We start from the raw sequence: 21502 nt of genomic DNA, 5'->3' as shown, positions 1-21502 counted from the left end.
AAAGGCGAGTTACCTCGCCTTTTTTACTGATTGCCTATTATGCTTTTGACATAGCAGCCACTTCTGCTGCAAAATCAGTTTCTTGTTTCTCAATACCTTCACCCACTTCTAAACGAATGAATGAAGTCACGGTTGCACCTTTTTCGTTGAGTAAATCGCCTACAGATTTAGATGGATCCATCACGAATGGTTGTCCTGTCAGTGATACTTCACCCGTAAATTTCTTCATACGACCTTCAACCATTTTTTCTGCGATTTCACGCGGTTTACCTGATTGCATTGCGATATCCACTTGGATTTGACGCTCATGCTCAACTACATCAGCAGGTACATCTGTTGGGTTAACATAATCTGGGCGACTTGCTGCGATGTGCATAGCGATGTGTTTTAATAATTCTTGGTCAGCACCTTGTGCAGCAACTAACACACCAATTTTCGCACCGTGTAAGTATGAACCCACTTCATCACCACTGATAGTAGCAACGCGACGGATATTCATGTTTTCGCCAATTTTGGCCACTAATGCCGCACGCTCATCTTCAAAGTGTGCTTTTAATTCTTCAACATTGCTCACTTTGTTAGCCAGTGCGTAGTCTGCTACTTTGTTCGCCAATGCTTGGAAACCTGCATCTTTAGCAACGAAGTCCGTTTCACAGTTCATTTCAACCAGCACACCAAAGCCACCGTCGATACGTGCGATGATAACACCTTCAGCCGCTACACGACCCGCTTTTTTCGCTGCCTTGGCTTGACCTGATTTGCGCATATTGTCGATAGCCAGTTCAATATCACCGTTTGCCTCAACTAATGCTTTTTTACATTCCATCATACCTGCACCAGTACGATCACGAAGTTCTTTTACTAATGACGCTGTAATCTCAGCCATATTTTAATCCTCTTTTCAGTGCCTCAACCGCACTTTATATAAAAAAGCAGGGAACTTTTAAGCCCCCTGCTAACCAATTCGTTATTGTGTGGTTAATAAGGGCGTATTGCCTTATTACATCACGTGACAATACTATTCTGCTGCTGGTGCTTCTTCTTGTGCTTCGCCAGCAAAGCTCTCTTCGGTAACTTGTGGTTTTGATTGCTCGCGACCTTCGTTCACCGCAGCCGCTGCTGCTGTTAAATATAATTGAATTGCACGCGCTGCATCATCGTTACCTGGAATGATGTAATCAACACCATCTGGGTTGGTATTGGTATCAACGACTGCAAACACTGGAATACCCAAATTGTTAGCTTCTTTGATGGCAATATGTTCGTGATCTGCTGCAATTACAAAAATCGCATCTGGTAAACCACCCATATCTTTGATACCACCTAAGCTATGCTCAAGTTTTTCCATTTCACGAGTACGCATCAACGCTTCTTTTTTGGTTAATTTATCAAATGTGCCGTCTTGAGATTGTGCTTCTAAATCTTTTAAACGTTTGATTGATTGACGCACTGTTTTCCAGTTAGTCAACATACCACCTAACCAGCGGTGATTTACAAAATATTGGTTACAACTTACTGCCGCTTCTTGCACTGCTTCAGTCGCTGCACGTTTTGTACCAACAAATAAAATTTTACCGCCATTACCTGCAATACGCGTTAACTCTGCAAGAGCTTCGTTAAACATTGGTACGGTTTTTTCAAGGTTGATAATGTGAACACCGTTGCGTGGTCCAAAGATGTATGATTTCATTTTTGGATTCCAGTAACGAGTTTGGTGACCGAAATGTACGCCAGCTTGAAGCATATCGCGCATTGAAACTTGTGCCATAATAATAATCCTTATATTGGGGTTTAGCCTCCACATATCCTGCTTTATCGACCGTTTGGCACCCCGACAAGCAGTGTGAGATATGTGTGTGATGTTTAAATTAATCAAAATATCTTGCCTAAAGGCATAGACGGCGCAATTTATACCATAAATCAAACCAAATAGCCAATAAAATTGTCGGTTTTTTCTAAAAATAATCCCCACAATCGTGGGGATTTATGATTAATTTTCTTGCTGAGCGATAAACTCATTATTAATTTCTATTTTGGCTTGCTCACGCAATGCCTGAATTAAGCGACGGTATGCTTGTGCTTGCTCATTTTGTAAATAAGCCTGACGAATCGCTTGCACTTGTTTTTCATCAACCTTACCTTGGCTAACACGAATCAACTTGGCAATGAACACATCGCCTTGTCCATTTTCAATCACCGCATAATCAGCCTTATCTTGCGTTGGTTTGATACTAAAAATACCATCACGCAATTGTACGTCTTGGGTGTTGACATAGACAAATGCTTGTATTTTCTGACTTAATGTTACTCCCTCAGGCAAGGTAGGATGTTTGCCTTGATTAAGCTCTTCGACCGCACTTTTAGCTTGACTCATCAGCTCTGCATAGGCTTTTTCACGTTTCAAATAAGCAATTATGTCGGCTTTTGCATCATCTAGACTACGCGTGCCAGCGGGTTTATGTTCTACGACTCGCAGTATAATTGAGTGTTGATCCCCAACATTAATCGCCTCTGAATTCACACCACCTTGTAATAAATCAGTATCGAAAATGTTATATACCACATTGGAAAAATTGAGTGCTGTTGGCACGTCTTGACGGGTGAAAAATGCCGTGGTCTGTGCTGTTTTACCTACGACTTTTTCAACATCATCCAGCGATGCTTGATTTTCAAAGGCCTTTTCAGCCGCTTCTTTTTCTATGCGATAAAAATCTGTTGCGGATAGTTCGTTACGAATCGCTTGCTCAATTTGCCCTTTAACTTGCTCCAAGCTCGGCGCATTATCTTCACGCGCAAGCACTTTGATAATGTGATATGCACCATCTACTTCAACAGGTTTACTCACTTCACCTACGGCAGTATTATCAGCTGCTTGTTCAAATTTTGCAGGGAATGCACCTGCTTTACTCCAGCTTAAATCGCCACCATTAACCGCACTTAGCTTATCGTTTGAATGTGCTTTAGCCAGTTCGGCAAAATCCGCTCCTTGTTCAAGTTGCTGATAAAGTTGATTCGCTTGTGCTTCAGTGCTAACTTGAATATGGGCTAAATGCTGACGATTTTGTGCAAAATCACTTTTGTGGTCTTGATAATATTGTGCGATTTCGACATCACTGACCTTAATATGTTTTTCAATATCAGGTTTTGCAATGTCGATATATTCTACTTTTACCTGCTCTGGCACGGCAAAAGCCGATTTATGGGCATCATAATACTCGCTGATCTCTTGCTCGCTAATCTCTTGCTTATCCAACAATCCCACTATCGGCAAAGGTGTTAAATTTACTTCACGCGTTTGATAAAGCTGCTCATTGAGTATAGCCAGTTGGGCATCACTGACTGTTTTCGAACCAAGCAATCCTTGCTGTAATTGGTTCATCACAATACCACTGCGTAAACTTTGAGCATAGTAATCTGAATTCAACCCATTAACACGCAAAAATTGTTGATAAAGTTCATTATCAAATTTACCCGCTTTTTGAAACGCGGACTGGCTAATAATATAACGCTTAATTTGCTCATCACTGGCAACTAGGCCTAAGGCATTAACGTATTGCACTAACAGGGCTTCATCAATTAAATTATCAATGACATTTTTACGAAGGCTCGCCACAAATTCAGGAGAATCCATCAGTTGTGCGAACTGCGGCCCCATCTGCTCCCCCATTGAACGTGTTTGCTGTTGCAATGCAGTTTGAAACGTATGCTGGCTAATTTCTTCCCCATTTACTTTCGCCGCAGAGGTATCGACTCGCCCCACCAAATAGGTACCAACACCACCTAATACAAAAGATACAGATATCAACGCGAAAATGACTTTCCAAACCCAGCCACCAACACCGCTGCTCAATTTTTCCATCATAACAGATTTACCACCTTTAATTTTAATGCTTAAGCTGCTTTTCTTAAAAGCCCTATGATCGGCTACTTTACCGATACTGTCAACTAGGCGACCGCACTTTATAAAAACGCCAAGCACACGGCTTGGCGAACAAGATTAATTTACCATTTTTGGGCTTGGTGTTTTCCGCACACGCTTTTTCGCTGTTGCGATCACAGGTTTAACCAACTCAATGCCTTCAGGTGGATTCGCCAACGCATAAGACAGAACTTGATCAATATTTTCTACAGGATGAATAACCAACTGGGCTTTGACGTTGTCTGGAATGTCTTCCAAATCTTTGACGTTATCTTTTGGAATTAACACCGTCTTAATACCACCGCGATGGGCAGCTAATAATTTTTCTTTTAGTCCTCCAATTGGCAAGACTTTGCCACGAAGCGTGATTTCACCCGTCATAGCCACATCAGCGCGTACAGGGTTTCCTGTTAAACTTGATACAAGTGCGGTACACATTGCAATCCCTGCACTAGGGCCGTCTTTTGGTGTTGCTCCCTCTGGCACATGCACATGAATATCACGTTTTTCGTAAAAATCAGCATTAATGCCCAATCGCTCCGCTCGGGCTCGCACCACGGTCATCGCCGCTTGGATAGACTCTTTCATGACATCGCCAAGCGAGCCGGTATAAACCAATTTGCCCTTTCCAGCAACACTGGCTGTTTCAATCGTCAGCAAATCCCCCCCGACTTCTGTCCACGCCAATCCAGTGACTTCTCCAATACGATTTTCGGTATCTGCTTTACCGTATTCAAAGCGTTTCACACCGAGATAATCATGTAGATTTTTCTCACTGACACGCAATGATTTTTTCTTCTTATTCAATAGCAGCGTTTTCACTGCTCGACGACAAATTTTAGAAATTTCACGCTCTAATGAGCGTACACCAGCTTCTCGCGTGTAGTAACGAATAATGCCTAAAATGGCACTATCGTCCACACTCAATTCACCTTTTTTCAATCCATTACGTTCCATTTGTTTCGCAAGCAAATGCTGTTTCGCAATATTCAGCTTTTCATCTTCGGTATAACCTGAAAGACGAATCACTTCCATACGATCCAGCAGTGGCGTTGGAATATTCATTGAATTAGATGTGGCCACAAACATCACATCGGATAAATCATAATCCACTTCTAAATAGTGATCACTGAAAGCATTATTTTGTTCAGGATCTAGCACTTCAAGCAACGCAGACGCTGGGTCACCACGCATATCTGATGACATTTTATCAATTTCATCAAGCAAAAAGAGCGGATTTTTCACACCGACTTTCGCCATTTTTTGCATTAATTTACCTGGTAACGATCCGATATACGTTTTACGATGCCCACGAATTTCCGCTTCATCACGCACCCCACCAAGTGCCATACGCACATATTTTCGCCCTGTTGCATTCGCAATAGACTGCCCTAAAGATGTTTTCCCAACGCCCGGTGGTCCCACAAGGCAAAGAATAGGTCCTTTCACTTGGTTTAAACGCGTCTGCACGGCAAGATATTCCAAGATCCGCTCTTTCACACGCTCTAGGCCATAATGGTCAGCATCAAGCACTTTTTGAGCGTTATCTAAATCTTTTTTAACTTTGCTTCGCTTATGCCATGGCACTTGTATCAACCATTCAATGTAGCTGCGTACCACGGTTGCTTCTGCCGACATTGGCGACATCATTCGTAATTTTTGCAATTCAGTTTCTGCTTTTTCTTGCACATCTTTCGGCATTTTTGCATCAAGAATTTTTTGACGAAGCGTGTCTATTTCGTCACTACCGCCCTCGCTGTCGCCTAACTCTTTTTGAATGGCTTTCATCTGCTCATTAAGATAATAATCTCGCTGACTCTTTTCCATTTGTTTTTTGACGCGATTACGAATACGTTTTTCCACTTGCAAAATATCTAACTCAGAATGCATTGTCGCAATAAGAAATTCAAAACGTGCTATAACGCTGTTTTTCTCAAGCAATGTTTGCTTATGTTTTAATGCGATCGGCATATGTGCAGATAGCGTATCGCTTAAACGCACAGGATCATCTATTTTACGCAATGCTGCCACAACTTCAGGTTGCACTTTTTTGTTGATGGCAATGTAAGATTCAAATTCATCAACCGCACTTTTACTGAGTACAGCGAGCTCTTGCTCATCGCCTAATTCATCAGCTAAGATGCTAACATCAGCACTAATACGCTCATCGTCATCATAATATTGTTTGATTTTTGCACGACTTTTGCCCTCAACAAGTACTTTTACAGTACCATCAGGCAAATTAAGCAACTGAATAACATGTACCAATGTGCCGTAATCATAAATATCATCACGCTGTGGGTTCTCTTGTTCGGCATTTTTTTGTGCAACTAATAGTAATTCTTTGCCATTATCCATCGCATATTTAAGGCTATTGATCGACTTATCGCGCCCGACGAATAATGGCATCACCATAAAGGGAAATACCACAACATCACGCAGTGGTAGAACGGGAATCTGTTTTTTGGTGGTTGTTCTTGCACTCATTATTCTTCTCTCTTAAAAATGGTCGTTAGTTAAGGCTATATGGGGGCTAAGATTGTAATCTCAAGCCTATAGTGTGATTTTTACGTAGTTTAATGTGCTTTTGAGAAATTGATAGCGATTAATGTAAAAAGTGCGGTGATGACCGCACTTTTAATATTTTTCATTCTTACGAACTAAAACGCTCAATTCGTGCGCCGAGCTTTTGTAATTTCTCTTCAATGCGCTCGTAACCACGATCGATATGATAAATTCGATCCACAACTGTCTCGCCTTGCGCAATACAGCCTGCTATCACTAAACTTGCAGACGCACGTAAATCGGTTGCCATCACTTCTGTGCCTTGCAAATCGGTTACGCCATGGCAAATAGCGGTATTCCCTTCAATATCCGCTTTTGCCCCCATTCGTACCAATTCTGGAACATGCATAAAACGGTTTTCAAAAATCGTTTCAGTAATAATGCCTGTGCCGTCAGCCACCATATTTAATAACGTAAATTGTGCCTGCATATCCGTTGGAAATCCTGGATGTGGTGCTGTACGTACATTAACAGATTTTGGGCGTTTACCTTGCATATCGAGCGTAATCGTATCATCACTGATCTCAAGTTTCGCACCTGCTTCTTGTAACTTTGCCAACACAGCGTCTAACGTATTTGCACGCGTACCATGACAGGTAATTTTGCCGCCAGATACTGCTGCTGCAATTAAAAATGTTCCTGTTTCAATGCGATCTGGGATAATACTATGCTCGCCGCCGCCAAGGTGTTCCACGCCAACAATAGTAATCATATCCGTGCCTGCACCCTGGATATTCGCACCCAGTTTATTCAAAAAATCAGCCGTATCAACAATTTCAGGCTCACGTGCGGCATTTTCAATGACGGTTTTTCCGTCTGCTAATGTTGCTGCGATCATAATAGATAGCGTCGCACCAACACTGACTTTGTCCATAATAATATGCGCACCCTTTAAACGCGCATGACGAGTGGCTTTAACATAACCGTCTTCCAGTTTAATCTCTGCGCCTAATTTTTCCAATCCAGAAATGTGCATATCCACAGGACGCGCACCGAGATTACAACCGCCAGGTAAGGAAACTTGTCCTTGGGCGAAACGTGCAACTAATGGCGCTAACGCCCAAATTGATGCCCGCATCGTTTTTACGAGTTCATAGGGGGTCACAAAATGGTTGACCGCACTTGCATCCAGTGTGATGGTATTGCGATCCCGTTTTTCAACGTTGACCCCGAGGGTTGTTAAAATTTTTAATGTTGTGGTTACATCACGCAAATCCGGTACATTACTTAAGGTTACAGGTTTTTCGGCTAAAATCGCCGCAAATAAAATAGGCAATGCTGCATTTTTTGCACCGGATATTTCAACATCACCACTTAAACAACTTTTTCCATAAACCCGAAACTTTTCCATTTTCAATCCTTACACGTGTTAATTACGCTTTCACACCGTTAAGCATGCAAGCCTGCTTCCATTTTGCTTTAGTATATGTTTTTATTGATAATGCGTGAATATCATTACGCGCAATATGTTCCATCAAGGGTGCATAAATGAGCTGTTGCTGCTTCACTTTGCTCATTTGGGCAAATTGATCGCTAACCGCAACCACATTAAAGTGTGCATTTTCACCCTCTACATACACTTCATCAAGGCTTAATGATTGGCGCAAAAGCTGTTCAATCTCAGAGGCATCCATTTATTTTTACTCCACAATAAAGGCATCTAGCCATTTATTTAACTCATATAATAATGCTAAATCACGCAAAATCGCAGGTGCATGGTGTAACCGCACTTGGCTTTTTTGCGCATAAAAATGAATAATATCACATAACAAAGCAAACCCCGCCGAATCCAGCGTAGCAAGTTCTGCAAGTTCAATATCTAAACATTCAACCGTGTCGGTCAACGTCTCACGTGCTTGCCATAGCGGTAGCAAACTATCACGCGTCAAATCACCTATTAATGTCAATTTCGCCCCAATCGCTGTTGGGGCTGTACGCCATTGCAATACCAAAATATGCCTACTTAATCACTATCGGCTGTGCCGCACTTTTTTCAATTTGGCTAATAAGGGCATCAATACCTTTGGTGCGTAAAATATTACTCCATTCATTTTTCTTCGTTTCAACCATACTCACGCCATCGGCTGCCATATCATAGGCTTGCCATTGCCCTGTTTTCGTATTTTTACGCCATTTAAAATCCAAGCGAATCGGTGCAGCATTTTGTTGTAAAATATTGACACGCTGGGTCACAATAGTTTGATTTGCTAGTGGTTTTTCTTTTTCCAACTGAATTTTTTGTCCTTTATAAAGCGTTAATACTTGTGCATAGGTTTGCTCAATAAATTGTCCGAACGCATTAAAATAGCGTGTACGCTGCTCTGGCGTTGTACTTTGATAATGTTGCCCTAACACCAGTGATGCCGCATAATTGACGTGCACAAATGGCATTAAATCATTGCGAACGATTGTACGTAAATAATTTGGATCTTGCTTAATTTTGGCTTGATTTGAATTAATGTCATTAAATAATTTATCTGTTGCATTTTTCATCAGCGAATACGGTGTTTCTTGTGCTTGTGCCACATTTAATGCAAGCAAGCCTGCCAATAGCAACACCCCAAGTTTCAATAATGTTTGTGCATGTTTTAACATAACTTCTCCTTTAAATTCTTGTCTTATTTTTCATCAGTATCAGGGCTGGCTTGTTTATCACCGTATAAAAACTGCCCGACTAAATCTTCTAAAACCATTGCCGAGGTGGTGTCATGGATCGTATCACCATTTTTTAACATAGCAACACTGCCATCGTCAAAACCAATATTGAGTGCAATATATTGCTCTCCCAGTAAACCTGCGGTTTTAATCGACAATGAACTGGTTTCAGGAATATGGTTATAGGCTTGATCAATGTTGATTTTGACTAACGGTTGATACGTTTGCGCATCAAGGCTAATGTCGCTCACTCGCCCAATCACAACGCCCCCCGCCTTAACGGGTGAACGCAATTTTAGACCACCAATATTGGTAAAGGTTGCCTGTATCGTATAGGTTTTATTTTCTCCAAATCCTTGCACATTAGCAACTCTTAAGCCTAAGAATACGAGTGCTGCAATAGCGCACAATAGAAATAATCCAACCCAAAATTCATATTTTACTGCTTGACGCATTTTTTTATCCTTCGTCTTAATTCCCGCCGAACATCATGGCGGTTAAAATAAAATCCAATGCCAACACCGCCAAGGATGACTGCACGACGGTTTTCGTTGTTGCACGGCTAATGCCCTCAGAAGTGGGGAGGGCATCATAACCATTAAAGAGGGCAATCCATACCACAGTAATTGCAAAAACCGCACTTTTAATCATGCCATTGCCAATATCCGTGCCCCAACTCACCGCACTTTGCATAACCGACCAGAAACTGCCGCTGTCCACACCTTTCCAATCCACGCCGACCAACGCACCGCCCCAAATACCAACAGCCATAAATAATAATGTTAATAATGGCATACTGACTACACCTGCCCAAAAACGAGGGGCAATCACACGTCGTAATGGGTCGACTGCCATCATTTCCATACTAGATAATTGTTCGGTCGCTTTCATTAAACCAATTTCTGCTGTCAACGCCGAGCCCGCACGCCCTGCAAATAAAAGTGCGGTCACAACAGGTGCAAGCTCACGCAATAAGGATAACGCCACCAATTGCCCAAGGCTTGTTTCAGCAGAAAATCCCGATAAAACGACATAGCCCTGCAACCCGAGCACCATTCCAATAAATAGCCCTGAGAGCAGAATAATCAACATAGACTGCACCCCAAGCACATAAAGCTGCTTGATAAACAGTGGCGCATAGATTTTCGGATTAGGTACACCAATTAGGGCTCCATATAGCATCATACCTGAACGCCCTAGTGATTTTAGCGAGTTAATTGCCCAACGCCCGAGCATGGCGATTACATGTTTCATAAAAATAACTCATCTGTATAAGATGATGCAGCAGGATAGTGGAATTGCACTGGTCCATCTTCGTTCCCAGCTAAAAACTGAATTACCCGCGCATCATCACTTCGCGTTAATTGTTCAGGCGTGCCTTCGGCAATCACTTTTTTGTCTGCCACAATATAAGCATAATCAGCGATACTCAATACTTCTTGTACATCATGAGACACGACTATTGAGGTTAACTTCAACGTGTGATTTAAACGTTTGATCAAACTTAAAATCACTCCCATGCTAATGGGATCTTGTCCTGTAAATGGTTCGTCATACATCACCAAATCAGGATCTAGAGCAACTGCACGAGCCAATGCTACCCGCCGCGCCATTCCTCCTGAGAGTTCAGACGGCATCAAGTGTGCTGCACCACGCAACCCTACCGCGTGTAATTTCATCAATGTAAGTTGGGCTATCAATTCGTCTGGTAAATTCGTATGCTCCCGTAACGCAAACGCAACATTATCGAATGTGGTCATATCTGTAAACAATGCTCCCGATTGAAACAACATGCCCATTCGCTTGCGTAGCTGATAGAGTTTACGGGTTGAAAGTGAACTCAGATCCACACCATCAAATAAAATAGTCCCTGAATCAGGGGCAATTTGCCCTCCAATCAATTTCAAAAGTGTGGTTTTTCCAATCCCTGACGGTCCCATAATGGCGGTAATTTTTCCCGTTTCAACTTTTAAATTCAAGTTGTCATAAATCACACGCTCACCACGGTTGAAGCTGAGATTGTTCACTTCCACTAAATAATCTGCCATAGTTTTCCTTTGTCTGCCTGCGTCTATTATTTCATAAAGCACGCATTAGGCAAAATGTGCGTTGATATTCTATGAAATAAACATTAATGTCAACTTAATCACACATCATTTCATAAAAGTACTACGCACATTTGGGATGCTTTGTGCTAGAATGGGGCGAAAATGAATTAGTGAAAGGAAAATCATGTGAGCTCGCGCTGGAACATTTTTTTATTTATCATTGCGCTTGGGCTAGGCGGATGGTATTTCACATTAAATCAACAAGATGACGATACCGCACTTGCTAAAATCAAGCCACAAGATGCGCCAGATTATATCGCCACTGCCATGCAAACCACCGTTTATGCGATTGACGGCACGAAGCAATATGTGGCGGATGCCGACAACGTAACCTATTTTCAAACCAATGGCGAAACGCAATTCACATCGCCCGAGGTATTTTTGTATCAAAAAAATAAACAAACGGGTGAACTGGTAAAAAGCTGGCGGTTACGTGCTGATGTTGCAACATTAAGCAAAGATAAGATTTTATATCTCAAAGACAATGTGTTGGTACAAAGCTTATTGCCTGACAGTCGTATTCAAACCTTAAAAACACAAAGTGCGGTTGTCAATATAACGACACAAGATATAACATCTGATACAATGGTCAGTATTCAAGGGCAACAATTCACCACCACGGGCAATGTGCTAACGGGGAATTTGCGCCAACAAATTGCGACATTAAAAGAGCAGGTTAAAACACAATATGAAATTAACACTCAATAACTCCATTACTCTCGCTTTTGCGTTACTGTGTTCGGTGTCAGCTTTCGCATTGAAAGACGATACCAAACAACCCATTAATGTAACATCTGACAATCAATCATTGGATCTTGAAAATAACGTGGCAACATTTTCTGATAATGTCGTGATCACCCAAGGATCTATTTTAATCAAAGCAGGTAAAGTAACCATCACTCGCCCAGGTGAAAATGAAAAAAATGGGCAAGAAAAAGTGGCTGCATACGGCTCGCCTGTAACATTCCAACAAAAACTAGACAATGGAAAACTCATCAGTGGCAGTGCCAATCAAGTGAATTATGATGTAAATGCACAATTTCTAAAATTAACTGGAAATGCCACGTTAAAACAGCAAGATAGCCAAATTACAGCACAAATCATTACCTATGATGTGCAAAAACAGCAAATGATTGCAAAAAATAGCGGCAAAGGGCGTGTAAAAACCGTACTTTACCCAGCGCAACTCCAACAGAAATAGGGCGCAACGATGGCTATTTTAACCGCAAAAAATCTCGCTAAAGCCTATAAAGGGCGACAAGTTGTGCAAAATGTGAGTTTGGATATTCACTCTGGCGAAATTGTCGGATTATTGGGGCCAAATGGCGCAGGTAAAACCACCACATTTTATATGATTGTCGGTTTAATCAAAAGCGACAGTGGGCTAATTGACATCGATGGGCAAGATATTACACTACTGCCGATGCACAATCGCGCGCAAAAAGGCATTGGTTATCTGCCACAAGAAGCCTCAATTTTTCGCCGTTTAAGTGTATATGATAATCTGATGGCAGTGTTACAAGTGCGCAACGATCTGAATCATTCTGAACGCAAAGAGCGAGCAGAAGAGCTAATCAATGAGTTTAATATTGAGCATATTCGTAACAACCTTGGGCAATCGCTCTCTGGCGGTGAACGTCGTCGCGTTGAAATTGCCCGCGCATTGGCTGTCAACCCGAAATTTATTTTACTCGACGAACCATTTGCTGGCGTTGATCCCATTTCGGTCATCGATATTAAAAAGATTATTTTGCATCTCAAAGAGCGTGGTTTGGGTGTCTTGATTACCGATCATAATGTGCGTGAAACACTGGATGTGTGCGAACGAGCCTACATTGTCCGTGAAGGGCAAATGATGGCAACAGGCACACCAGAACAAGTGCTTACGAACGAAGATGTAAAACGCTTTTATCTTGGTGACCAATTTAAATTGTAATGGACAAGACAATGCAATTTACGCAACTACTCAGCCCTCAAACGGTACGCCAAGGTGTATTAGCATCAAGCAAAAAACGCTTGATGGAAATTGTCTGCGACATTTTTGCCTCTCAGCAAGACAAAGCACAAGAAAAATATCCGCTGCTAGAAGCATTATGTGAGCGTGAAAAAGTCGGTTGCACCGCACTTGGCGCTGGCATTGCACTACCGCATATCAAAATAGAGCACCTCAGTGCACCACAAGGGGTATTTTTACAACTTGCTAATGGCATTAATTATGCCGCCAATGATAATAAAGATGTTGATTTAATCTTCGCCCTTTTTCTTCCCGAAGAAAATGCACACCACTATGCCCCTTTATTGCCTGAGATTGCTAAACAACTTTGTCAAAAAACAATCGCTAAACAGCTTCGTAGTGCGACATCAGACGATGAATTATGGCATATTTTCGAAAACCTCGATCATCACTTGGCAACAAGCGAGAACTACGATGAACAGCGTTCACAAGCAAGCGAGGCATAATATGGAATTAATCATTATTAGTGGACGTTCAGGTTCGGGCAAATCGGTTGCACTACGGGCATTAGAAGACATCGGCTACTACTGCGTAGATAACTTACCGCTCTCATTGCTTAATCAGCTGGTGGATATTCTCGCAAAAACCCAAAGTGCGGTTGCCATTAGCCTTGATATTCGCAATATGCCACAATCACCAGACACCCTTCATCATGTGCTTTCGCAACTGCCTGAAAGCGTGGCACTCAAGGTTATTTTCCTTGATACAGACAAAAATGTTCTGGTGCGCCGTTATAGTGATACTCGTCGCCTACATCCATTATCCCTTGAAAATATTCCGCTTGATAGTGCGATTGCCCTTGAGCGCGAGCGTCTTGAACCTCTCTTTCAGCACGCTGATTTAGTGATTGATACAAGTGCGATTTCGACACACGATTTAGCAGAAAAATTGCGTCAATTTGTTCAAGGATCTGGCGAGAAACCACTCAATATTGTTTTTGAATCATTTGGTTTTAAATATGGGATTCCAATTGATGCAGATTATGTCTTCGATGTACGATTTTTACCCAATCCCCATTGGGATCCCGTCTTACGTCCACAAACGGGGCTAGATGACGGCGTTATTGATTTTTTAAACCGTCACAGTGAAGTGCACAATTTTATTTACACCACACGTAATTACATCGAAACGTGGCTGCCGATGCTTGAGCAAAATAATCGTAGCTATTTAACCATTGCCATCGGTTGCACTGGCGGCAAGCATCGTTCTGTATATATTGCCCAACAACTTGGTGAATATTTTCAAGGGCGTGGCAAACAGGTGCAAATTCAACATCGCTCACTCAAACATCACCAAAAATAATATTTGCGAATGTGTAGCTCAGCTGGATAGAGCAATCCCCTCCTAAGGGATAGGTCGTCGGTTCGAATCCGACCACGTTCGCCACTTTTTGTCCGTGATTTGCAATTATACGCATTTAATTGTAAACTATTTTTAACAATTTAAGCATATCTACTGGCATGTTTGATGCCATCTCATACACAAAAGTGCGGTTTAACCGCACTTTGTCGTTCAAAAACAGGAGAATCCATGAATTATCAAGAAATTGAAAATATTGAACTCACTTATCTCACGATGGACGATTATCCCCAGCTCAAACAAGCTATGATCGAATCCTACGCCACATTGGAAGACGCTTACTGGAAAGAAGAACAAATTGAAGCATTGATTGAAAAATTCCCAGAAGGGCAAGCGATTATTAAGGTTAATGGCGATTTAGCAGGGTGTGCATTATCCATTATTGTCGATTATCAAAAATATGACGATAACCATACTTATAACCAAATCACCGCCAATGAAACCTTTGATTCTCACAGCAACGATGGTGATATGCTCTATGGCATTGATATTTTTGTACGCCCCGAATTTCGTGGGCTACGCCTAGGTCGTCGCTTATATGATTATCGTAAGGAGCTATGTGAAAAACTCAATCTGAAAGGCATTACTTTCGGTGGTCGTATTCCAAACTACCATAAATACAGTGATGAACTGACACCGAAACAATATATTGAAAAAGTCAAAATGAAAGAAATTCACGATCCTGTGTTTAACTTTCAACTTGCCAATGACTTTCACCCGCGTAAAATTTTGCGTCGCTATCTTCCAGGCGATACTGGCTCTAATGACTATGCGGTGCTATTACGCTGGGATAACATTTATTACGAAAAACCAACGGATGAGGCAACTACAAATAAAAAAGATATTCGTTTAGGGCTAATTCAATGGCAAATGCGGTCATATAAAAACGTCGATGAATTAATGCAACAAGCAGAATATTTCATTGATGCCGTCTCAGATTATCAATGTGATTTTGCCCTATTCCCTGAATTTTTCAACGCACCATTAATGGCGAAATACAACCATTTATCCGAACCTGAAGCTATTCGCAAATTAGCAAAATATACGCAACCAATTGTTGATAAATTTGCTGAACTTGCCATTTCTTACAACATCAACATCATCACAGGCTCAATGCCAGAGTTACGCGATGGAAGCCTATACAATGTAGGGTATTTGTGTAAACGTGATGGTACACAAGATCGCTATGAAAAAATTCACGTCACGCCAGATGAAGAACGTGTTTGGGGTATGGTTGGCGGCAATCAGATAAAATCTTTTGATACCGACTGTGGTAAAATTGGGATTTTAATTTGTTATGATTCTGAATTTCCTGAACTCAGTCGTATTTTAGCTGATGACGGAATGGATATTCTGTTCGTACCATTTTTAACTGATACACAAAATGGTTTCTCACGTGTACGCTATTGTGCGCAGGCTCGTGCCATTGAAAATGAATGCTTTGTTGCGATTGCAGGTTCGGTGGGAAATCTCCCAAATGTGCATAATATGGACATTCAATATGCACAATCCATGATCTTTACGCCATGCGACTTTGCTTTCCCAACTAATGGTATTAAAAGCGAAGCCACCCCAAATACCGAAATGGTACTGATTGCAGATGTGAATATTGATGATTTACGAGAGCTACACCAATTTGGTAGTGTGCGTAATCTGAAAGACCGCCGTAAAGATGTATATGAATTGCGTAAGAAAAAGCCTCGGAACACGGCAAAATAGACCGCACTTTTTTCGCTTTCAAGGGGCTTTCGCCCCTTTTTTATTATTAATTTCACTTAATTTTGATTTAAAACGCCTTTTTAGCTATTTTTTTACTCTATTTTTTTCCTACAAATTGCTAAAATACGCTCGTTTCTCTTATGAGAAAATTTTAGGGTATCAAATCAATTGAACAATCAGCGTTCAACTTTCTTTATGTATTCAACGGAGCAATTATGTTTCTGATTCAATTTGCAATAGTATTACTATGTATCTTGATCGGTGCGCGTATCGGCGGAATCGGTCTTGGTGTAATGGGCGGAATGGGGCTTGCCGTACTTGCCTTTGTGTTTGATTTAAAACCAGGCAGCCCACCAATTGATGTGATGTTTATGATCATGGCTGTCGTATCTGCGGCGGCAGCGATGCAAGCTGCTGGTGGTTTAAATTATATGATTAAAATCGCCACAAAAATTTTGCATAAAAATCCAAAACACATTACCTTCGTCGCCCCAATTGTAACCTACGTGTTCACTTTTCTCGCAGGAACTGGGCATGTAGCCTATTCTGTATTACCTGTTATTGCTGAAGTCAGCCGCCACAATGGCATTCGCCCAGAACGCCCATTATCCATGGCGGTTATTGCATCACAATTTGCAATTGTTGCCAGCCCAATCGCGGCAGCGGTGGTTACTATTGTGAAACTACTTGAACCACAAGGCATCAAACTGACTGACGTTCTGATGGTCACCATTCCTGCCACTGTTTTAGGCTTAGCGTTGGCGTGTGTGTTTGTAAATAAAATGGGTAAAGAACTTAGCGAAGATGAAAATTATCAACGCCTGTTACAAGATCCTAACTATCAAAAACACAATACGACCAAAACCACCGATATTGAAACCATGCAAGTAACACCGACAGCTATGCGCTCTGTAGCACTATTCTTATTCGGTGCATTGTTAGTGGTTATCATGGGGGCATTCCCTGGCATTCGACCGCACTTTGATGGTCAACCGATGGGGATGGCGCACACCATTGAAATCGTGATGCTAACCATCGGTGCATTGATTATTTTAACCTGTAAACCAGATGGTAACGAAATCACACAAGGCTCCGTATTCCATGCTGGTATGCGTGCTATTATTGCGATTTTCGGGATTGCATGGCTTGGTGACACATTAGTTGCAGCCCATAAACCTGAAATTATCGAAGCGGTACAAGGCTTAGTACACGCTGCACCTTGGACATTTGCATTGGCGTTATTTGCATTGTCTGTAATGGTCAATAGTCAAGGGGCAACTACCGTGGTTTTAGTACCTGTTGGTATTGCATTAGGCTTGCCTGCCCATGTCATCATTGCCACCTTTGTGGCGGTTAACGGGTATTTCTTCATTCCAAACTACGGTCCAATTATCGCCTCAATTGACTTTGATACCACTGGTACCACCAAAATTGGACGGTTCATTTTCAACCATAGTTTCATGATCCCTGGTCTATTAAGTATGGTATTTAGTCTGGTATTTGGCTTTCTATTTGCCAATTTATTCCTATAAAAGCCATTAAATGCAAAAAAAATCACGAATCTCGGTTCGTGATTTTTTATGCCTGTAAACAGTGAAGCAACCGCACTTTTAATTGTTTCAACGCAGCTTTTTGATGATGCGTAGCTTGTTGAATATTCCGCAACGCTGCCGCCAATGCTTGATCAGGAAAGGCGTTTAAATACCGTTTTAATGCGGGCAAGATGGCATAAAAAGTGCGGTTAGTTTGCACAAAATCCCATAGCATCCTACGATCATCGTCCGTCAACGCCCAATTTTGTGGTAAAGAAAAATGGAATAACAATGGATGCTCTGTAAGTGGAAAATCACGCATAAACCGCACTTTCGCTTTTTGCACGAATATTTGCCCAGCCTGTGATAACCCACACAATGCCACCGCACTAAATAATCCACTGCTTGCTTCTTTAAATCGTGTGATGTGAACGACCTCAAAACTGCACTTTTGCCAAAATGTCGCAAGTTCAGGAGTGTAACCAAAGCTCACCGAGAGAAAATCCACTGACATCGTATGCAACGCTACAATCAACGCACGCGCAAAACCACGCTGACGATACTGCTCACACACAGCAATGCGTGAAATGCGAACACTCATCAGTTTTGCACCTTCAGGCAATGCGGCTTGAAAACAAAGCATTTGCGCCACCAAATTCCCCGCAGGCTGACGTTCACCACGATAAATCGCCTGTACTAAGGCTGATGGCAAACCGCCCTCATTTACCGCCCACAATGCCCCTACACAGCGGTTATCTTGCTGATACTGATAAAGTCGCTGCCCCGTTGCGTCCATTATGCGACGCACATCCAATGGCGTTGTGCGGTAATGTGCAAGACGCAGTAATTGATAACAGGCTATTTTCTCTACCATACTGTGCGCCACTCCAACCCCAATCGCAGAGTGAGATTCTCTTGACGCATGCCCCCCCAACAGCATTTCATTGACCCATCGTTCCAAAGGATCGTTTTCAATCCAACGCAGTGGTGTGTGTAGCTGAATGTGTTGTGCCAATGGGAAACGTTGCATAAATTTTATGCTAAAGCCTTGCCCTGTGCCTTCATAGCCATCAAGCGTCGTGGCAAGCACACACTGTTTAGCACAAAAAACCAATTGTTCCAGCATAGCCATTGGCAACATAGCGGCTTCATCAATAATTAACCAATTCAATGGTGGCTCTGCAGATTTTTTATACTGTTCAAGCAAAGCATCGGGGGCAATAAAGTGCGGTTTCTGCGTTGTGAAACGATACAGTGTAGTTACTGCACGTTTATTTACAGCACTGACAACCACACTCTCCCCCAACTGCGTAATCAGCTGCCCTAATAACGCCGACTTGCCACGTCCACGTGCTGCAGTGATCAGTGTGATAGGAGTCTTATCTTGCTTCAGTTGAGCCAGCACATTGCGTTGATCGCGTATCGCAGCTTCTGGCGGGGGAACCCCATGACTAGCAGTAAGTCTTGGCAATGTATTCGTATCTAAATCAAGCACTTGCCAATCATAATCTGCTACGCTTGTTTGAAAAAAATGGATAAAGTGCGGTGTGGCAATAGTACACTGGTTATTCCAACGAGAGCTATCATGATCAGGCATCTCGGCTAAGGTTGCCCATGCTGGCAGAAGAATAAGCAACGTCCCGCCTGCCTTAATGCAGGCTGATACTATTGCCAAGCTGTCTAAATGAAAATGCAACGTATGCTGTGGTGCAAAATCCAATATTGCCATATCAAATTCTTGCCCAAGAACATTACGGCTTTGATTAAATGGATAAAAATGGACATTATCAGGCAAAGAGCGATCTAATTGGGCAGCACAAAATAAGCATGTTGCATTAGATTGTGTCAAAATATGTGTCCGTGCCGCATCAAGTGCGTTATCACTGCCATAAGCAATAACGCACCGACGTGCGAATTTACTCATGCCTTCTCCACCAGGTAGGGATCAGCAAAACCTAAGCGAGCCATAATCTCTCGCTCTAAATTTTCCATTTCCTGCGCCTCAGCATCATTGATATGATCATAGCCTTGTAAATGCAAGCAACCATGCACGACCATATGCGCCCAATGTGAAAGTGCGGTTTTACCTTGTTCTTGCGCCTCTCGTTCCACTACTTGGCGACAAATAACCAAATCGCCAAGTAGCGGTAATTGTACCTCGGGCGGGCTCTCAAATGGAAAAGAAAGCACATTGGTTGGGTAATCCTTTCCACGGTAAGTTCGGTTAAGCCGTTGGCTTTCTGCTTCATCGACAATACGCACTGTTACCTCTAACCCCTCTTTGCTGACCGCACTTTCTGCCCACATCTGAATTTGCGAACAACTCGGCAGCCCCTGCTCATCGCTACAAGCAACTTGCAAATCAATCTCGATCATATGCTTATTCCATCTCTCGTTGCCGACGGCGTTCTTCGGCTAACGCTGCACGGCGTTGTTCATCTTCTCGCTCCCAGACTTCATACGCTTGCACGACCTTCGCTACCACTGGATGGCGCACCACATCACGGCTTTCAAAATAGTTAAAGCTCAGTTCAGAAACGTTACTGAGAACCTCCATCGCATGCCGTAAACCCGATTTTTGACCCCGAGGCAAATCCACTTGGGTTACATCTCCTGTAATCACTGCTTTTGAATTAAAACCGATACGAGTTAAAAACATTTTCATCTGCTCTATCGTGGTGTTTTGGCTTTCATCAAGGATAATAAACGCATCATTCAATGTACGCCCTCGCATATATGCCAACGGCGCAATTTCAATAATCTTGCGTTCCATCAGTTTTTCCACTTTTTCAAAGCCAAGCATTTCAAATAGCGCATCATATAATGGACGCAAATAAGGCTCAATTTTTGCCCCTAAATCACCAGGCAAAAAGCCCAGTTTTTCCCCAGCCTCAACCGCAGGACGGGTTAATAAAATACGGCGAATGTCTTGCCGTTCCAATGCCTCCACTGCTGCTGCAACCGCTAGATATGTTTTTCCCGTGCCCGCTGGACCAATCCCAAAAGTAATATCGTGGCGCAAAATATTATGTAAGTAGTTAACTTGATTTTCACCGCGCGGCTTAATGACGCCACGCTTAGTTTTAATGGTCGTGGCATAGACTTTCGGCGTTTCATTACGCGAAATCGTCGTATTATCTTGCAACAAAATACGACTTTCTTGGATCGCAATATGAATATCTTCCATATCCAGCTCTTTTACTTTACCTTTTACAGGTGCAGTTTCGAGGTAGAGCTGTTTAATCAAATCCTCAACCGCACTTAAGATATAATTCTGTGCATCCGAATGGGCTTTCAGCGTAAATGTGAAATTAAAACGTGCTACACTAATCGAAAAACTTTCTTCAATCTGTTTCAAATGAGCATCGAACGCACCGCAAAGCGACTGCAAACGTGCGTTATCTTGTTCATCAAGGGTAAATGTTCTCTGTAAAATTTCGCTCAAAATAACCTCTCTTGTTGTTGATGCTAGTATAGCGTGTTTGCTCCGAATAAAAAACCGCACTTTATAATATCTCGATCAAGGTATTTGCGTTGATAAACTTTTTAATGTTTGCTCTAACAACATATCGAATTTAATTCACCAAAAACGCCCTATGCTTTGACTTTCTCATAATAAAAAAGCCACTTA

The 21502-nt window shown here is 42.1% G+C and carries 21 protein-coding genes and 1 tRNA gene; 8 read left to right on the top strand and 14 right to left on the bottom strand.

What is annotated here, in order from left to right:
* Positions 1-37: 37 nt before the first annotated feature.
* The 11 genes from tsf to HPC40_RS08035 all read right to left on the bottom strand — a co-directional run bounded on the left by tsf (position 38) and on the right by HPC40_RS08035 (position 11187).
* Positions 38-886, bottom strand: a complete 849-nt coding sequence (gene tsf, locus HPC40_RS08085) for a translation elongation factor Ts (RefSeq protein ID WP_208118985.1) — start codon at positions 884-886, stop codon at positions 38-40.
* A gap of 132 nt (positions 887-1018) precedes the next feature.
* Positions 1019-1768, bottom strand: a complete 750-nt coding sequence (gene rpsB / locus HPC40_RS08080; protein ID WP_208118984.1) for a 30S ribosomal protein S2 — start codon at positions 1766-1768, stop codon at positions 1019-1021.
* Between the two features lie 222 nt (positions 1769-1990).
* On the bottom strand, positions 1991-3862 hold the full coding sequence (locus tag HPC40_RS08075; RefSeq protein WP_208118983.1) for a SurA N-terminal domain-containing protein: 1872 nt from the start codon (positions 3860-3862) through the stop codon (positions 1991-1993).
* 135 nt (positions 3863-3997) lie between these two features.
* Positions 3998-6406, bottom strand: coding sequence for an endopeptidase La (lon, locus tag HPC40_RS08070; protein ID WP_208118982.1), 2409 nt, complete (start codon positions 6404-6406; stop codon positions 3998-4000).
* 166 nt (positions 6407-6572) lie between these two features.
* Entirely contained in the window at positions 6573-7835 is a 1263-nt protein-coding gene (gene murA / locus HPC40_RS08065; protein ID WP_208118981.1) for a UDP-N-acetylglucosamine 1-carboxyvinyltransferase, read from the bottom strand.
* Between the two features lie 22 nt (positions 7836-7857).
* The gene (locus tag HPC40_RS08060) at positions 7858-8118 is read right to left on the bottom strand and encodes a BolA family protein (RefSeq protein WP_208118980.1); all 261 of its coding nucleotides are present in this window, start codon (positions 8116-8118) and stop codon (positions 7858-7860) included.
* A gap of 6 nt (positions 8119-8124) precedes the next feature.
* The gene (locus HPC40_RS08055) at positions 8125-8430 is read right to left on the bottom strand and encodes an STAS domain-containing protein (RefSeq protein WP_208118979.1); all 306 of its coding nucleotides are present in this window, start codon (positions 8428-8430) and stop codon (positions 8125-8127) included.
* A gap of 13 nt (positions 8431-8443) precedes the next feature.
* A complete protein-coding gene (gene mlaC, locus HPC40_RS08050) occupies positions 8444-9079 on the bottom strand; it encodes a phospholipid-binding protein MlaC (RefSeq protein ID WP_208118978.1) in 636 nt (211 codons plus the stop codon).
* 23 nt (positions 9080-9102) lie between these two features.
* Positions 9103-9594: an outer membrane lipid asymmetry maintenance protein MlaD gene (gene mlaD, locus HPC40_RS08045; RefSeq protein ID WP_208118977.1), complete on the bottom strand. Its 492-nt coding sequence runs from the start codon at positions 9592-9594 to the stop codon at positions 9103-9105.
* A gap of 16 nt (positions 9595-9610) precedes the next feature.
* The gene (gene mlaE / locus HPC40_RS08040; RefSeq protein ID WP_208118976.1) at positions 9611-10393 is read right to left on the bottom strand and encodes a lipid asymmetry maintenance ABC transporter permease subunit MlaE; all 783 of its coding nucleotides are present in this window, start codon (positions 10391-10393) and stop codon (positions 9611-9613) included.
* Positions 10390-11187: an ATP-binding cassette domain-containing protein gene (locus HPC40_RS08035; protein WP_208118975.1), complete on the bottom strand. Its 798-nt coding sequence runs from the start codon at positions 11185-11187 to the stop codon at positions 10390-10392. Before HPC40_RS08035 ends, mlaE begins: the two co-directional genes overlap by 4 nt.
* A 186-nt stretch (positions 11188-11373) precedes the next feature.
* Here HPC40_RS08035 and lptC point away from each other — a divergent pair, with 186 nt between their 5' ends.
* The 8 genes from lptC to HPC40_RS07995 all read left to right on the top strand — a co-directional run bounded on the left by lptC (position 11374) and on the right by HPC40_RS07995 (position 17871).
* A complete protein-coding gene (gene lptC, locus HPC40_RS08030) occupies positions 11374-11955 on the top strand; it encodes an LPS export ABC transporter periplasmic protein LptC (protein ID WP_208118974.1) in 582 nt (193 codons plus the stop codon).
* Positions 11936-12448, top strand: a complete 513-nt coding sequence (lptA, locus tag HPC40_RS08025) for a lipopolysaccharide transport periplasmic protein LptA (RefSeq protein ID WP_208118973.1) — start codon at positions 11936-11938, stop codon at positions 12446-12448. Before lptC ends, lptA begins: the two co-directional genes overlap by 20 nt.
* 9 nt (positions 12449-12457) lie before the next feature.
* The gene (lptB, locus tag HPC40_RS08020; RefSeq protein WP_208118972.1) at positions 12458-13183 is read left to right on the top strand and encodes an LPS export ABC transporter ATP-binding protein; all 726 of its coding nucleotides are present in this window, start codon (positions 12458-12460) and stop codon (positions 13181-13183) included.
* Positions 13184-13194: 11 nt separating this feature from the next.
* A complete protein-coding gene (locus tag HPC40_RS08015; RefSeq protein WP_208118971.1) occupies positions 13195-13707 on the top strand; it encodes a PTS sugar transporter subunit IIA in 513 nt (170 codons plus the stop codon).
* A 1-nt stretch (position 13708) separates the two neighbouring features.
* On the top strand, positions 13709-14563 hold the full coding sequence (gene rapZ / locus HPC40_RS08010; RefSeq protein WP_208118970.1) for an RNase adapter RapZ: 855 nt from the start codon (positions 13709-13711) through the stop codon (positions 14561-14563).
* A 7-nt stretch (positions 14564-14570) separates the two neighbouring features.
* Positions 14571-14647, top strand: a tRNA-Arg gene (locus HPC40_RS08005).
* 81 nt (positions 14648-14728) lie between these two features.
* Positions 14729-16339, top strand: coding sequence for a carbon-nitrogen hydrolase family protein (locus HPC40_RS08000; protein WP_208118969.1), 1611 nt, complete (start codon positions 14729-14731; stop codon positions 16337-16339).
* Between the two features lie 215 nt (positions 16340-16554).
* The gene (locus HPC40_RS07995) at positions 16555-17871 is read left to right on the top strand and encodes an anaerobic C4-dicarboxylate transporter family protein (protein ID WP_208118968.1); all 1317 of its coding nucleotides are present in this window, start codon (positions 16555-16557) and stop codon (positions 17869-17871) included.
* 46 nt (positions 17872-17917) lie between these two features.
* Here the strand turns inward: HPC40_RS07995 and HPC40_RS07990 are convergent, their stop codons facing one another.
* The 3 genes from HPC40_RS07990 to HPC40_RS07980 are packed head-to-tail and all read right to left on the bottom strand — an operon-like array spanning position 17918 to position 21316.
* On the bottom strand, positions 17918-19795 hold the full coding sequence (locus HPC40_RS07990; RefSeq protein ID WP_208118967.1) for a GNAT family N-acetyltransferase: 1878 nt from the start codon (positions 19793-19795) through the stop codon (positions 17918-17920).
* Positions 19792-20247, bottom strand: coding sequence for an rRNA maturation RNase YbeY (gene ybeY / locus HPC40_RS07985; RefSeq protein ID WP_208118966.1), 456 nt, complete (start codon positions 20245-20247; stop codon positions 19792-19794). The genes HPC40_RS07990 and ybeY overlap by 4 nt, the downstream gene beginning before the upstream one ends.
* 4 nt (positions 20248-20251) lie before the next feature.
* Positions 20252-21316: a PhoH family protein gene (locus HPC40_RS07980; protein ID WP_208118965.1), complete on the bottom strand. Its 1065-nt coding sequence runs from the start codon at positions 21314-21316 to the stop codon at positions 20252-20254.
* Between the last annotated feature and the right edge of the window lie 186 nt (positions 21317-21502).

The organism is Spirabiliibacterium falconis, from assembly GCF_014885015.1.
GTDB lineage: Bacteria > Pseudomonadota > Gammaproteobacteria > Enterobacterales > Pasteurellaceae > Spirabiliibacterium > Spirabiliibacterium falconis.
The sequence above is the reverse complement of the archived record's forward strand: the minus strand, read 5'-3'. Positions and strand labels throughout refer to the sequence as shown.

What these genes read in the sequence shown, in the direction of transcription:
- tsf (WP_208118985.1), bottom strand. Translation starts at nt 886, where the DNA reads ATGGCTGAGATTACAGCGTCATTAGTAAAAGAACTTCGTGATCGTACT.
- rpsB (WP_208118984.1), bottom strand. Translation starts at nt 1,768, where the DNA reads ATGGCACAAGTTTCAATGCGCGATATGCTTCAAGCTGGCGTACATTTC.
- HPC40_RS08075 (WP_208118983.1), bottom strand. Translation starts at nt 3,862, where the DNA reads ATGATGGAAAAATTGAGCAGCGGTGTTGGTGGCTGGGTTTGGAAAGTC.
- lon (WP_208118982.1), bottom strand. Translation starts at nt 6,406, where the DNA reads ATGAGTGCAAGAACAACCACCAAAAAACAGATTCCCGTTCTACCACTG.
- murA (WP_208118981.1), bottom strand. Translation starts at nt 7,835, where the DNA reads ATGGAAAAGTTTCGGGTTTATGGAAAAAGTTGTTTAAGTGGTGATGTT.
- HPC40_RS08060 (WP_208118980.1), bottom strand. Translation starts at nt 8,118, where the DNA reads ATGGATGCCTCTGAGATTGAACAGCTTTTGCGCCAATCATTAAGCCTT.
- mlaC (WP_208118978.1), bottom strand. Translation starts at nt 9,079, where the DNA reads ATGTTAAAACATGCACAAACATTATTGAAACTTGGGGTGTTGCTATTG.
- mlaD (WP_208118977.1), bottom strand. Translation starts at nt 9,594, where the DNA reads ATGCGTCAAGCAGTAAAATATGAATTTTGGGTTGGATTATTTCTATTG.
- mlaE (WP_208118976.1), bottom strand. Translation starts at nt 10,393, where the DNA reads ATGAAACATGTAATCGCCATGCTCGGGCGTTGGGCAATTAACTCGCTA.
- HPC40_RS08035 (WP_208118975.1), bottom strand. Translation starts at nt 11,187, where the DNA reads ATGGCAGATTATTTAGTGGAAGTGAACAATCTCAGCTTCAACCGTGGT.
- lptA (WP_208118973.1), top strand. Translation starts at nt 11,936, where the DNA reads ATGAAATTAACACTCAATAACTCCATTACTCTCGCTTTTGCGTTACTG.
- lptB (WP_208118972.1), top strand. Translation starts at nt 12,458, where the DNA reads ATGGCTATTTTAACCGCAAAAAATCTCGCTAAAGCCTATAAAGGGCGA.
- HPC40_RS08015 (WP_208118971.1), top strand. Translation starts at nt 13,195, where the DNA reads ATGCAATTTACGCAACTACTCAGCCCTCAAACGGTACGCCAAGGTGTA.
- rapZ (WP_208118970.1), top strand. Translation starts at nt 13,709, where the DNA reads ATGGAATTAATCATTATTAGTGGACGTTCAGGTTCGGGCAAATCGGTT.
- HPC40_RS08000 (WP_208118969.1), top strand. Translation starts at nt 14,729, where the DNA reads ATGCCATCTCATACACAAAAGTGCGGTTTAACCGCACTTTGTCGTTCA.
- HPC40_RS07995 (WP_208118968.1), top strand. Translation starts at nt 16,555, where the DNA reads ATGTTTCTGATTCAATTTGCAATAGTATTACTATGTATCTTGATCGGT.
- HPC40_RS07990 (WP_208118967.1), bottom strand. Translation starts at nt 19,795, where the DNA reads ATGAGTAAATTCGCACGTCGGTGCGTTATTGCTTATGGCAGTGATAAC.
- ybeY (WP_208118966.1), bottom strand. Translation starts at nt 20,247, where the DNA reads ATGATCGAGATTGATTTGCAAGTTGCTTGTAGCGATGAGCAGGGGCTG.